Source organism: Methylobacterium sp. yr668, assembly GCF_900116245.1.
In the GTDB taxonomy this organism is placed as follows: Bacteria; Pseudomonadota; Alphaproteobacteria; order Rhizobiales; family Beijerinckiaceae; genus Methylobacterium.
In genome coordinates, this window is record NZ_FOZY01000003.1 from 316330 (window position 1) to 329059 (window position 12730).

The following is a 12730-nucleotide window of genomic DNA, read 5'->3' on the forward strand; positions in this document are numbered from 1 at the left end:
GTCTCTACAACTGATAGTTGTTTATTTAATACAGAAATCATCTTATGGTAGACAATTTCGGACTGAGAGCGGCGCGCGACAGCGATCGTGCTGCCGCCCCCGCGCTGCGGGCCGTCGCCAACGCCGCGGCGGAGCTTCGGATCACGTGCGTCCACCAGGGATTTGAGCTGTACGGCTCGGATCGCTGCTTCATCGAGACCGTCCGCACGATCCGGGCCGCCCATCCGGGTGCGCGGATCGACGTGGTGCTGCCGCGACGCGGGCCGATCGTGGCCGCGCTGGAGCCCTTCGCCAGCGAGATCGTGATCGCCCCGCTCTGGATCCTGCGGCGCAAGAACCTGGCGCGCCTCGTAACCCTGGGTCTGATGGCTCTGCCCATCGCGATGATCCGTGCGTGGCGCCGCATCCGCGCGAGCGACCTCGTCTACATCAACACCACCGTGGTGGCCGACTACCTGCTGGCCGCCCGGCTGGTCCCCGGCCGGAGCATCGTCCACGTCCACGAGATCCCCGAAGGCGCCGTGCTGAAGGTCCTGCGCGGGCTGATCCGCTGGAGCGGCGCCAACGTGGTGTTCAACTCGCGCGCCACCGAGCGGGCCTACGCCCTGCCCCGCGGGGCGACCGCCCGGGTCGTCTACAACGGGATCGCGGGTCCCGCCGAGCCGAATCGGAGCGCCTACGACGGCGCCCGCCCGCTCCGCGTGCTGATGCTCGGCCGGATCAGCCGGATCAAGGGCCAGGACGTCCTCGTGGAGGCGCTGGCCTCCCTGCCGGAGCCCGTGCGTCGGCGGATCGCGCTGCGCATCGTCGGCAGCGCCTTCGAGGACGAGGCCCGCGAGCGGGCCCTGGTCGGGCGGATCGCCGAGGCGGGGCTCGCCGCGCAGGTCACGCTCGAGCCGTTCGTGGCCGATCCCACCGCCCTCTACCGCTGGGCCGACGTGGTCACGATGCCGTCGCAGCGGCCCGAATCCCTCGGCCGCGTGGCGATCGAGGCGATGTCCTACGGCGTGCCGCCGCTCGTCACGGCGATCGGCGGCCTGCCCGAGGTGGTGGAGGACGGGAAGACCGGCTGGATCGTCCCGCCGGGCGGCCCGGAGCCGATCGCCGCCGTGCTGGCGGATCTGGTCGCCGACCCGGCGCGCTGGCGCGACTTCGGCCGGGCGGCCCGGGCGCGCTACCTGAGCCTGTTCTCGGAGGCCTCGGCGGCGGAGGGCATCGAGGCCATGGTCCGGACGACGCTGCGCCGCCCGACGGCGACGGATCCGTCCCGCGCCGCGGACGCGCCGGCGCGACCGGCCGCCTAGGATCCCCGCGCGTCCCCGCAGGACCGGCGTCGGTCCGGAACAGGCGTCCGCCCTGAGCGCGGGCGCCCTCGGGGTTACCGGGACGACCTCCTGCTCGCCCGCGGTCCGTGGCCAAGCGCCGCGGCCGGCCCTGCTGCCGGCGCCGCGCAACGACCGGCCCGGGCTCGTCCCCTCACCGGCCCCGGCCGCCCGGGTACCGGAGCCCCGCTCGCGACGCAGCGGAAACCGACCCGCGCGGCCACCGTCACCCTGTGGACGATCGGCCGCGCGAGGATGCATTGCGGTGGCGCCTGACCGATGAGGCGTGCGGCGCGGGAAACCCTGCCCGGCCGGGACGGGGCGCGAGGACGAGGAGCGACATGGCGGCCAAGCTCGCGGTTCAGGAGACCGCGGATGCCCTGGACTGGGACCGGCGGGTCTGGGCCTGCCCGGGCGCCAACATCTATTGCGGCAGCCCCTGGGGCACCTACAAGGCGCGGCGCGGCCTGGAGGTGCGGCGGGCGGTCGTGTCCGGCGACGGCGCGGACCTCGCCTTCGTCCAGTGGCAGACGCGCCGGAAGGGGCCGGCGCGGTTCATCCACGTCCAGGGCGGCCCGCTGCTGACCGCCGCGGGCGCGCACCGCGCGGAGGCGGTGTTCGCCGCGTTCATCGACCACCTCGCGCTCGGCCGGCTCGACGTCCTCGCCGTCGACTACGAGCAGTTCGAGACCCGCGACGCGACGCTGGCGCTGCTGATGCACGGCTTCGCCCCGGTGATCGGCGCGCCCGACCACACCCTCGAGCTCGACCTGACCCAGGATCTCGACGCCATCCAGGCCGGCATGGAGCCGCGCTGGCGCAAGGCCCTGCGCAAGGCCGAGCGGAACGCCGAGGTGACGACGCATTTCCTCGAGGACAGGGCCGAGCGCCTCGAAGCCTTCGACGACTTCACCGCGATGTTCGCGGCCCTGCGCGAGCGCAAGGGCTTCGCCACGACGCTGCAGCCGCAGGCCTACCGCGACATCGCGGCCGAGGACGAGCACCTGCTGTTCCTCGACGTCCGCGAGAACGGGCAGCGCGTCCTCGTGCGGATCGCGCACCTGTCGGACAGCCGCTGCACGGATTTCTACACGGCCTCGAACGAGCGGGCCCGCGCGACGGGCGCCGCGACCCTCGCGGTCTGGCGCTTCGTGGAGCGGGCGAAGGCGGAGGGCTGCCGGGTCTTCGATTTCGGCGGCATCGATCCGGCGGCGAACCGGCCCGTCTTCGAGTTCAAGCGCGGCCTGTGCACCGACGTGGTCCAGCACAACCCGCTCTGGGTCTACAGCCGGACGTCGGCGCTGCGGAGACTGGCGCCGGCCCTGCTCGCGCTGCGCTGAGCGACGGGCCGGTCACGCGGCGCCGAGGGGTCGCGCCGACCCCGGGCGCCGCGCCAGGGTCCGGAAGGCCGAGACCGACCAGACCAGCGTCGCCACCTCGGAGGCGAGCAGGCCGGCGAGCGCGATGGCGGGCGGCAGCAGCAGGAGCGCCGGCACCATCACGGCCATCCCGAGGGCGGCGCTCGCCACCGCGCCCGCCGTGATGGTCCGGAACGCCGCCGAGGCCTCGAGATAGGCCCGCGGGATCGCGTAGAGCAGCGACACGGTCACCACCGCCCAGACACCGAGCCCGATCCAGCCCATCGGCTGCGCGGCGAACCGACCCTTGAACAGGATGTCCTCGACCAGCGGCAGGGCGGCCGCCATCAACGCCCCGTAGGCGAGGCAGCCGCTGCCGAGGAGGATGCCGTTGCGGACGACGAGCCGGCGGGCGGCATCGACCTGCCCGGCCGCGAGCAACCGGCTGATCTCGGGCAGGATCATGTTCAGCAGCGCGCTCGCGGGGATGCGCAGCGGCGCGTAGAGCACGATCGTGGCGGCGATCGGCGCGTAGGCGGCGGGCCCGGCCAGGAGCGCCAGCAGCAGGGTCAGCCCCTGACCCTGGACCGTCAGGCTGGTGACGCCGGCGAGCGACCACGCCAGGGTCCGCCAGATGGCCCGGTAGCGGGCGCGCGCCCGCGCGTGCAGCGAGAAGCGGATCCGCTCGCGCAGCGCCGCGTAGGCCACCGCGATCGCGACCGCGTGCGCGAGCGCGATCGCCGCGAAGGCCCGATCGAGAAGGGCCGTGCCCTCCCCGTTCAGCCAGCGCGCGACGAGGAGACCGCCGCAGACCGCGTAGACCAGGTCGCTCAGGCCGGCGATCCGGGGCCGGCCGCGGGCGAGGAGCACGATCCGCAGGTAGCTGCGGAAGGCGTAGAGGCCCACGAAAGCCCCGGCCGCGAGGGCGCCGAGGCCGATCACCGGGATCAGCAGAAGGCCGACGGCGACCGCCATGAGGCCGGAGACCAGCACCGCGCCCGAGCCGAACATCACGTCGTAGCCGAGCGCCGCCGGACGCCCCAGGCTCCGGGCGACGTGGATCGTCGCCGGGACCGCCACCAGGGCCCGGATGTAGGTGATGCCGACCGCCCCGACCGCGAAGACGATGGCGAACAGGCCGTAATCGTGCGCGCCGAGCGCGCGCACCAGCAGGATGTTGAGGAGGAAGTGAAACAGGCTCTGGGTCAGCTCGCCCGACAGGATCACGGCGAACCGCCCCGACAGGACGGCACGCATCGGTCCGGGCAGGCGGAGGCGGCCGGCGCCCGGGAGCCGGAGCCGATCACCGGGACGCGGCATCGAATCGGTCATGTGGGGGTGGACGGTCTCCGTGTGGGCGCGCGGGCCGGGCGCCGGCGCCGGGAAGCGGTCGGCGGCGCGCAATCGTCTCGCGACTCGCTCCCGGCCCGGCGCTCATGCCGGAGCGTCCGTTTCCGGACCGTCTCAGGTGATCCCCCGGAAGGCCCCGGACAGTGCGGCAAGGCAGCGCGCGAGGTCGTCCTCGTCCGCCCAGACGTGCGGGCTGATGCGCAGCGCGCCGGAGCGCTCGCTCACGTAGACCCGGTCCCGCTGCAGGCGATCGACGAGGCCCGTCGGCAGACCCGCGGGCGGCCGCAGACCGAGGATGTGCGGCGCCCGCAGGGAAGCCGGCAACGGCGCCAGGCCGAGGCCGGCGGCCCCGTCCGCCAAGCGGTCCGTCAGCCGGCGCAGCCGGGCGGCGACGGCCGGCACGCCCCATTCGGCGATCTGCTCCAGCCCGGTCACGGCCATGAACAGCGCGACCGGATCGTTGAGCTCGCCCCGGTCGTAGCGGCGGGCATCGGCGGCCGGCGGGCGGTTCCCGATATTCTCCTCGATGGCCGCCCCGTCCTGCCGGTGCGGCGCTGCGTACAGGAAGGCGAGACCGTACGGTCCGAGAGCCCACTTGTAGGTCGGGAAGGCCAGGAAGTCCGGGCGCCACCGGGCGACGTCGACCGGCACGGCGCCCACGGCCTGCGTGGCGTCGATCACCAGGGCCGCGCCGGCGGCGTGGACCGCGGGAGCGAGCCGGTCGAGGTCGATCAGGCTGCCGTCGGTCCAGTGCAGCGGGGTCAGGGTGGCGAGGGCAAGCGGCGGGGCGCCCGGCCGGTCGATCGCGGCCGCGACCGCCGTGGTCCAGTCGCCGTCCGGGGGGCGCGGCACCTCCTCCACCACCAGACCCTGCCGGTCGGCCAGCCGATCGAAGGCGAAGCGCAGGGACGGGAACTCGTCGGCCACGCGGAGCAGGCGCCCGCCCGGCCTCAGGGTCAGGTTGCGGGCGGCCACCGACATGGCGTGGCTGACCGCGCCGACGATCGCGATTTCGTCCACGCCGGCGCCGATCAGCCGGGCGGCCGCAGCGCGCGCCCGCTCGGCCCAGGGCGGGACCGCCGTGCGGGGATGGTCCCAGGGACGGCTCTTGAACTGGATCCCCGCCTCGCCCGCCGCGCGCACGGCCCGCGGCAGCGGCGACCAGGCGGCGGCGTCGAGGTAGCTGACGTCGGCGGGCATCTCGAAGAGATGGCGCTGGCACGGGAGCGCCGCGGCGACGGATTCGGTGAACGCCATGATGCGCGACAGCCTAGAGGATCGGATCCGCCGGCACCACGGCCCGGACTCCATCGCGCGGCGCCCAGGCCGCAGGCCGGCGCGTCCCGGTCCGCGCGGATCGGCGGCGGCGTGCCCCCTGGCGAACCACCGCATCCTGGGGCTCCGACGCTCCGGCGCCCTGTCGAGCCTCGCGGGACGCGACGGGCTGGTGGACTCGCCGAGGATCTGACCGTGATCCGCCCGAACGACGCCCGGCCCGACCGGCCGCGCCGGGTGTTCGGCGGGGGCGGCAGCTGAGCTGTTGTTCCGGGCCGCGAGCCTGTAGAGCCTCGGGACACATCGCCACGACCCGACCGAGACCCCGTGACCCTGCTCGCCGATCGCGCCCCCGCCAAGGTCAACCTGACGCTCCACGTCCTCGGCCGCCGCGTCGGTGACGGCTACCACGTGCTCGAGAGCCTCGTCGCCTTCGCGGGCACGGCCGACCGCCTGACGCTGGATCCCGCGGCACCGCTCAGCCTGACCGTCAGCGGCCCCACCGCCGGCCCCGCCGGCCCGACGGACGACAACCTCGTCCTGCGGGCCGCCCGGGGGCTCGCCGCCCGGGTGCCGAACCTGCGCCTGGGCGCCTTCCACTTGGTGAAGCGCCTGCCGGTCGCGGCGGGGATCGGCGGCGGCTCCTCCGACGCCGCCGCGGCCCTGCGCCTGCTGGCGCGCCTCAACGGGCTGCCCCTCGACCACGAGGCCGTCGGCGCGGTGGCGCGGGAGACCGGCGCCGACGTGCCGGTCTGCCTCGACCCGCGGGCCCGGATGATGCGCGGTGCGGGCGAGGCGATCGGGCCGGTCCTCGGCCTCGCACCGCTGCCCGCGGTGCTGATCAATCCCGGCGTTCCGGTGCCCACCGCCCCGGTCTTCAAGGCGCTGGGCCTGAGCGTCGGCCAGGATCTCGCGGGCGCGCCGCACCCGACGATCCCGCGGGCCATGGCGAGCGAGCCGCTGCTCCGGGCCCTGGCCGGGGCCCGCAACGATCTGGAGGCGCCGGCCCTGACCGTGGCGCCGGTGATCGGCGACGCGCTGGCGGCCCTCCGCGCCCAGGGCTGCCGCCTCGCGCGGATGTCGGGCTCCGGCGCGACCGTTTTCGCGCTGTTCGCCGACCGGCGCGCGGCCGTCCGGGCCGCCGCCGCCCTGCGCGCCGCCCATCCGGGATGGTGGGTGGCGCCGACCTTCCTGCGCTGACCCGGCCCGCGGGCGGCGTTCAGCCGGGCTCCGCCTCGTACACCGTCACGACGCCGCGGCCCTCGGGCACCATCACGCGCCAGCCGCGCGCCCGCGGCAGGTCGCCGGGATCGATCGCGCTGGCCCGACCGGTCCCGACATCGTAGGTCGCGAGCCGGCCGTCCGAGATGCGTCCGCGCAGATACGCCCGGCCGTCGCCGAGGTGGAGCGCGGCCGGAGCGGCGGTGACGCCGTGGGCGACGTCCGCGAGGGCGCCGCTCGGCGCCAGGACGGCCCCCGGCAGCGCCAGCACGTCGGCCTCGGGAGCGATCTCGGACGCGACCCGCAGGTGGCCATCGACCGCGTGACGGCGGTTCAGCAGCAGGGCCTCCCGACGTCCCTCACGCTGCACGACGAGGGCGAGATCCGGCCCGTCCCGGCCGGCGATCAGGTAGACGCTGCCCGGCGCGAGCCGATCGAGGCGGGTGGTCCGGCCGGGACGGTGCAGGTCCAGGATCATGCTTCTATCCGCGCGCGCCGCTCACCCCGCCCCTTCCGGTAGAACGCGCGACGCTCGGCTTCGGCCCGAACCACGGTGGCGCGCACCTTGAGCAGGTCCTTTCGGGTCAGGAGCCCGACGAGGCCGCCGGTGCGCGGATCGGAGACCGGCAGGCGCCCCTGCCCGGCCGACAGCATCACGTCGAGGGCGTGCGAGACCACGTCGCCCGGATGGACGACGGCGAGATCTGCGTCCGAGACGCGCTCGCCGAGGGTGCCCGCCTCGTCCCCGCCGTCGCGCTCCTCCAGGGTCCAGCGCAGGGCGTCGCTGCGCGAGACGAGACCCACGGGCCGGCCCGCGCCGTCGACCACCGGATAGGCGTGGTGGGCACCGATCTCGATCGCCGCGAGGGCGTCGGCCAGGGGCAGGTTCGCGTCGAGGGTCTCGACCGTGCGGGTCATCACCGCCTCGACCCGGGCGAGTTCGTAGGGATCGATCCCGTATTCCCGGGTCACGTGCTGCCCGCGCCGGGCGATCTTCTCGGTCAGGATCGAGCGCTTGAGGAGGAGGACGGTCACCGCGTAGGCCGCCATGGTGGCGGCGAGCAGCGGCGCCAGGGCGGCGACGTCGCCGGTCACCTCGACGGCGAAGACGACGCCGGTCAGCGGCGCCGGCAGGGTGCCGCCGAGCATCGCCGCCATGCCGATGAGCGCCCAGAAGCCGTGGGCGCCCGGCAAGAGGATGCCGATCAGCCAGCCGACGGCGCCACCGAGGATCAGCAGCGGCGCGAGCACGCCTCCGGACGTGCCCGACGACAGGGCGGCGAGCCAGATCACCGCCTTCACCACGAGGATCAGCACGACGGCGTTCGCCAGCATGTGGCCGGAGAGCAGGTCGTGGATGACGTCGTAGCCGACGCCGAGCGCCCGGGGCTCCACGAGGCCGCCCAGCCCGACCACGACGGCGCCGAGGGCGGGCCACCACATCCAGTGGAGGGGAAGCCGCCCGAAACCGTCCTCCAGCGCGTAGAGCGCCCGGGTCAGCGCCCCCGAGATCAGGCCGCAGGCGACCCCGAGCAGCGCGCAGGCGGGCAGCCCCCACCAGGGCAGGGCCGGATTGTCGGCGAAGGGGAAGAGCGGGCCGGCGCCGAACAGGGCCGGCCGCCAGCAGGCCGCGGTGACCGCCCCGACGGTCACCGGGACGAGGCTGCGCGGCCGCCACTCGAACAGCAGGACCTCCACGGCGAGCAGCACGGCCGCCACGGGCGTCCCGAAGATGGCGGTCATGCCGGCCGCCGCGCCCGCCACCAGCAGGGTCTTCCGCTCGGCGGCGCTGAGATGGAAGAACTGGGCGAAGAGCGAGCCGACCGCGCCGCCCGTCACGATGATCGGCCCCTCGGCGCCGAACGGGCCGCCGGTGCCGATCGCCACCGCCGAGGAGAGCGGCTTGAGCACGGCGACCTTGGGCGACATCCGGCTGCCGCCGATCAGGATCGCCTCCATCGCCTCCGGGATCCCGTGGCCGCGGATCTTCTCCGAGCCGTAGCGCGCCATGGCGCCGACGATCAGCGCCCCGATCACCGGGATCGCCACCATCCAGGGCCCCGGCGCCGCGCCGGCCAGGGAGGTCAGGTCGGCGTCGAGCCGGCCGTACCAAGCGAGGTTGGTCACGAGGCCGATCAGCGTGAGCAGGATCCAGGCGGTGCCGCTGGCGGCGGTCCCGGTGACGACCGCCATGCCGGCCAGCGTCAGGACCCGCCAGTCCGCGCTGAAATCTCCCAGCGCCCGCCGCGACGGCCTACCGTCCCCGCTCCCGCTCCCAGTCCCGCCGATCATCAGGGCCTCCTTTCCTCGCGGCGGCACTTATGTCGTGATCCGATATATTCGACAATGGCTCGACCGTTGCAGCCGGGACAGGACTGCCGATACGACGCAGCATCGGCGGCTCGGACGATTCACCACGGAGGCGATCATGGAGGCCGATGCCCCCGGAACGGCGGCACTGTCGCGGGAGCAGTACGCGGCGCTGGCGGATTTCCGATTCCGTCTCCGCCGCTTCCTGGCGTTCAGCGAGGCCGCGGCGGCCCGGGCGGGGCTGCCGCCGCAGCAGCATCAGGCGCTGCTGACGCTCGCGGGCCACGTCGGGCGCGCGCCCGCCACGGTCGGCCTGCTGGCCGAGCAGCTGCTCATCGCCCCCCACAGCGCGGCCGAGCTGGTGTCCCGCATGGTCGAGGCCGGCCTGCTGACCAAGACCCGCGCCGTCGAGGACAGGCGGCGCAGCGAGCTGTCGCTGACGCCGCGCGCCGAGGCCCTGCTGCGCACCTTGACGGACGCGCATCTCGCGGAGCTGCGGGACCTCGCCCCCGCCCTCACCGAGGCCCTCGGGCCCGTGACGCGGTGAGGCCGACGCGGGCCGTCAAGCTGGCGGAGCTCGGTGGCCGTCGACGCGGGAGCCGAGGGCGCCCGCCCTCAGCGCGCCCGCGCCACGCAAAACTCGACGGCCCCGAGGAGCGCCGCCTTGACGGGCCCGTCCGGGAAGATGTCGAGGGCGGCCCGGGCCTCGGCGCCGTAATGGTGGGCGCGGGCCACGGTCTCCTCCAGGGCGCCGTGGCGCTGCAGGAGGTCGAGGGCGGTCTCCAGGTCGGTCTCGCCGATCTCGCCCTGCTGCAGGGTGCGCCGCCAGAAGCCGCGCTCGCCCTCGCTGGCCCGGCGATAGGCCAGCACGATCGGCAGGGTGATCTTGCCCTCGCGGAAATCGTCGCCGACGTTCTTGCCGAGCTCCGCGGAGGTGCCGCCGTAGTCGAGCACGTCGTCGATCAGCTGGAAGGCGATGCCGAGATTCATCCCGTAGGACCGGGCGGCCGCCTGCTCGGCCTCGGGCCGGCCGGCGAGCACCGGCCCGACCTCGCAGGCGGCGGCGAAGAGCTCGGCGGTCTTGCCGCGGATCACCGCGAGGTAGGCGGCCTCGTCGGTCTCCAGGTTCTTGGCGTTGGTGAGCTGCATCACCTCGCCCTCGGCGATCACCGTGGCGGCGGCCGAGAGGATGTCGAGCGCCTTGAGCGAGCCGACCTCGACCATCATCCGGAAGGCCTGGCCGAGCAGGAAGTCGCCGACCAGCACGGAGGCCTCGTTGCCCCACTTGATCCGGGCGGCGACGCGGCCGCGCCGCATGTCGCTCTCGTCGACCACGTCGTCGTGGAGGAGCGTGGCGGTGTGCATGAACTCGACGCTGGCGGCGAGCTTCACGTCGCCGTCGGCGGCGCCCGCGTAGCCGCAGAGCCGGGCGCAGGCCAGCGTCAGGATCGGGCGCAGGCGCTTGCCGCCGGAGGCGATCAGGTGGTTGGCGACCTCGGGGATCATCGCCACGTCCGATCCCGTCCGCGACAGGATCGTGGTGTTGACCCGCGCCATGCCGTCGGCCACCAGCGCGACGAGGTCGTTGAGCCCCGCCTCCGCCTCGGGCTTCGGATTCTCGATGGAGAGGGCCATACCCAAGATCCGTGACCTCCAGACCGGTCGCCCCGCAGGGGGCGGGCGATCCCTTCGCACGCGCCCCGCGGCGCCGCAACATCGTCGCCGGCCGGATATGGGGTGTCGCCAGCGCGGATCTCACGCGACGAAACCGCCGATCCCCGCCCGTTCCGGAGCCGCGCCGCGATGATCGAGCTGATCCGGGCCAACGACGTCGTGCTGATCGGGTTCGCCCGCTCGGTCCTCGAGGCGGCCGAGATCCCGGTCCTCGTGGCCGACAGTCACATGAGCCTGATGGAGGGGTCGATCGGCGTCTTCGGCCAGCGCCTCCTCGTGCCGCGCAACCACGAGGCCCAGGCCCGCCGCCTGCTGACCGATGCCGGCATCGCCCACGAGCTGCGCCAGCCGTGACCGCCGAGGCCGACAGCGGCGCCGATCCCTTCCTCGGCGGCCGCCTGCGCCTGCACCAGCCGCCGCGGGGCGCGCACCGCGCCGGGACCGACGCGGTGCTGCTCGCCCGGCTGCTCGCGCCGCGGGCCGGGGACCGGCTCTGCGACGTCGGCGCCGGGACCGGCGCCGTCGGCCTCGTCTGCGCGGCCCTGGCGCCGGGGCTCCGGCCGACCCTGGTCGAGCGCGACCCGGCACTCGCCGATCTGGCCCGCGCCAACGCGGCCCTCAACGGCATCGACGCGCGGATCGTGGTCGCCGACGTGCTGGCCCCCGCGGCGGAACGCCGCGCCGCCGGTCTGCTGCCGGACAGTTTCGACGTCGTGCTCACCAACCCGCCGTTCTTCGCGGCCGGCGATCACCGCGCCTCGCCGCATCCGGGCCGCGCCGCCGCCCACACCTTCGCGGGCGGCGATCTCGACGCCTGGATCCGCGCCTGTACGGCGATCCTGCGGCCCGGCGGGCGCCTGGGCCTCATCCACCGGGCGGACGCCCTCCCGGCCTGCCTCGACGCGCTCCGGGGCCGCTACGGCGGGCTGGCGATCCGCCCGGTCCATCCCCGCGGCGACGTGCCCGCGATCCGCGTGCTGATCGCGGCGACCCGCGGCAGCCGCGCCTTGCCGAGCCTGCTGCCGCCCCTCGTCCTGCACAGCCCCGACGGTACCTTCACCGACGAGGCTGAGGCGCTCCATCGCGGCGCGCCGTGGCCGGCGCCCTGATCGCCCGCGTCACGCCGCGAGGGCGGCGGGCTCGGCGTCGCGGATGCCGAGGAACCGCTCGACCTCCGGAAGGTCCGGGAAGGCGAGAAATTCCGGGCGCAGCGGCTCGGGCAGGCCCTCGAAGTTCAGGCCCGGGAACGTGTCGGGATGCGGGTAGAGCTGCCAGGCCGCGCCGGGCTCGACCGGGGGGAACAGGATCGCGACCTTCTCGGCGCCGAGGCGGACGATCCGCGTCGGGCTGTACGACAGCGTCTCGATGCTCCAGCCGTGGTGGGAATCCCGGCGGGCCTTCATGGTGCGGCGGCTCGTCGCGCGATGCATGGCGGTCTCCTTCGGTGGGGGTGGAAGCGGGATCAGGCGGCGCTGCGGCGTCCGGCGCGCTTCGGCCAGCCCAGCGCCACGAGGCGGGCCTTGGCGTAGTCGCGCACCTCGTCGCGGGTGCCGGGCGGCATCGTCGCCAGGACGGCCTGGGTGGCGCCGTCCAGCATCAGGTCGGTGACGGCGTTGATGGTCTCGGCCTCGTCGATGCGGCGCTTGAGGTCGCCCTCGGCCTCGGTCACCTCGTCGAAGGCGGGCGCCTCCTCGAAATCCTCGTCGACGGCCCGGACCGGGACCTGATGGGCCCGGAACTCGTCGGCCTCCTCCTCGGAGTAGACGAGGCCGTGCAGCTCGATGAGCTTGAGGATGACGCGGTCCTTCCCGCGCTTCTCGGCCATGGCGTAGACGTAGGCCGCCTGCTTGCCCGAGACGCGGTAGTTCACGTTGACCAGCGCCTCGCCCATGGACCACTCGACCCGCTCGGTCCCGGGCTTCGCGCCGGGCAGCCGGCCGGTCACCAGGATCACGGCCTCGTCGCGCTCGGCCCGGATGACGGTCGGCGGCTCGAACACGATGCCGGCCTGGGCGGCGATGCGCTCCAGGGTCTTGTGGTAGATGACGGCGGTCCCCTGGACGCGCCAGACGTTGCCCCCGAAGGGCTCGCCGTAGCGGACGAGGATGTCGGCGATCTGCTTGTCGGCGGTTCGCATGGGGCGCTCGGTCCGTCAGGGTGAGGTCGCGTCGTCCACAGCTTTTATCGGGGACGCTCTTTCGTTCTCTTTTTGTTCACATC

General features: G+C 74.5%; 13 protein-coding genes. 6 read left to right on the forward strand and 7 right to left on the reverse strand.

The genetic code is table 11. The features are described 5' to 3' along the window. Positions 1-44 precede the first annotated feature (44 nt). Both BM419_RS06100 and BM419_RS06105 read left to right on the forward strand, forming a co-directional pair. Positions 45-1304, forward strand: coding sequence for a glycosyltransferase family 4 protein (locus BM419_RS06100; protein ID WP_091925487.1), 1260 nt, complete (start codon positions 45-47; stop codon positions 1302-1304). A gap of 359 nt (positions 1305-1663) precedes the next feature. Beyond that, complete coding sequence (locus BM419_RS06105) at positions 1664-2662, forward strand: lipid II:glycine glycyltransferase FemX (RefSeq protein WP_091925490.1); 999 nt, start codon at positions 1664-1666, stop codon at positions 2660-2662. Positions 2663-2674: 12 nt separating this feature from the next. Here the strand turns inward: BM419_RS06105 and BM419_RS06110 are convergent, their stop codons facing one another. Together BM419_RS06110 and BM419_RS06115 are read right to left on the reverse strand one after the other, a co-directional pair. After that, a complete protein-coding gene (locus BM419_RS06110) occupies positions 2675-4000 on the reverse strand; it encodes an MATE family efflux transporter (protein WP_244540710.1) in 1326 nt (441 codons plus the stop codon). A 144-nt stretch (positions 4001-4144) separates the two neighbouring features. Then, positions 4145-5287, reverse strand: coding sequence for an aminotransferase class V-fold PLP-dependent enzyme (locus BM419_RS06115; RefSeq protein ID WP_091925493.1), 1143 nt, complete (start codon positions 5285-5287; stop codon positions 4145-4147). Between the two features lie 345 nt (positions 5288-5632). Here BM419_RS06115 and BM419_RS06120 point away from each other — a divergent pair, with 345 nt between their 5' ends. Next, a complete protein-coding gene (locus tag BM419_RS06120) occupies positions 5633-6505 on the forward strand; it encodes a 4-(cytidine 5'-diphospho)-2-C-methyl-D-erythritol kinase (RefSeq protein ID WP_091925496.1) in 873 nt (290 codons plus the stop codon). A gap of 19 nt (positions 6506-6524) precedes the next feature. Here BM419_RS06120 and BM419_RS06125 read toward each other — a convergent pair whose 3' ends face one another. Together BM419_RS06125 and BM419_RS06130 are read right to left on the reverse strand one after the other, a co-directional pair. After that, positions 6525-7004, reverse strand: coding sequence for a hypothetical protein (locus tag BM419_RS06125; RefSeq protein WP_091925499.1), 480 nt, complete (start codon positions 7002-7004; stop codon positions 6525-6527). Further along, positions 7001-8818: a chloride channel protein gene (locus tag BM419_RS06130; RefSeq protein WP_091925502.1), complete on the reverse strand. Its 1818-nt coding sequence runs from the start codon at positions 8816-8818 to the stop codon at positions 7001-7003. The genes BM419_RS06125 and BM419_RS06130 overlap by 4 nt, the downstream gene beginning before the upstream one ends. Positions 8819-8954: 136 nt before the next feature. Here BM419_RS06130 and BM419_RS06135 point away from each other — a divergent pair, with 136 nt between their 5' ends. Further along, complete coding sequence (locus BM419_RS06135) at positions 8955-9383, forward strand: MarR family winged helix-turn-helix transcriptional regulator (protein WP_020090701.1); 429 nt, start codon at positions 8955-8957, stop codon at positions 9381-9383. A 68-nt stretch (positions 9384-9451) separates the two neighbouring features. On the opposite strand, the gene BM419_RS06140 is transcribed toward BM419_RS06135, so the two are convergent. After that, the gene (locus BM419_RS06140) at positions 9452-10471 is read right to left on the reverse strand and encodes a polyprenyl synthetase family protein (protein WP_091679233.1); all 1020 of its coding nucleotides are present in this window, start codon (positions 10469-10471) and stop codon (positions 9452-9454) included. Positions 10472-10639: 168 nt separating this feature from the next. Between BM419_RS06140 and BM419_RS06145 the strand changes: the two genes are divergently transcribed. Continuing rightward, on the forward strand, positions 10640-10864 hold the full coding sequence (locus BM419_RS06145) for a putative signal transducing protein (RefSeq protein ID WP_091925604.1): 225 nt from the start codon (positions 10640-10642) through the stop codon (positions 10862-10864). Further along, the gene (locus BM419_RS06150; protein WP_091925505.1) at positions 10861-11619 is read left to right on the forward strand and encodes a tRNA1(Val) (adenine(37)-N6)-methyltransferase; all 759 of its coding nucleotides are present in this window, start codon (positions 10861-10863) and stop codon (positions 11617-11619) included. Before BM419_RS06145 ends, BM419_RS06150 begins: the two co-directional genes overlap by 4 nt. Before the next feature lie 9 nt (positions 11620-11628). On the opposite strand, the gene BM419_RS06155 is transcribed toward BM419_RS06150, so the two are convergent. Continuing rightward, the gene (locus BM419_RS06155) at positions 11629-11940 is read right to left on the reverse strand and encodes a hypothetical protein (RefSeq protein WP_020090705.1); all 312 of its coding nucleotides are present in this window, start codon (positions 11938-11940) and stop codon (positions 11629-11631) included. A 32-nt stretch (positions 11941-11972) separates the two neighbouring features. Then, the gene (locus BM419_RS06160; RefSeq protein ID WP_056531636.1) at positions 11973-12647 is read right to left on the reverse strand and encodes a hypothetical protein; all 675 of its coding nucleotides are present in this window, start codon (positions 12645-12647) and stop codon (positions 11973-11975) included. Positions 12648-12730 lie beyond the last annotated feature (83 nt).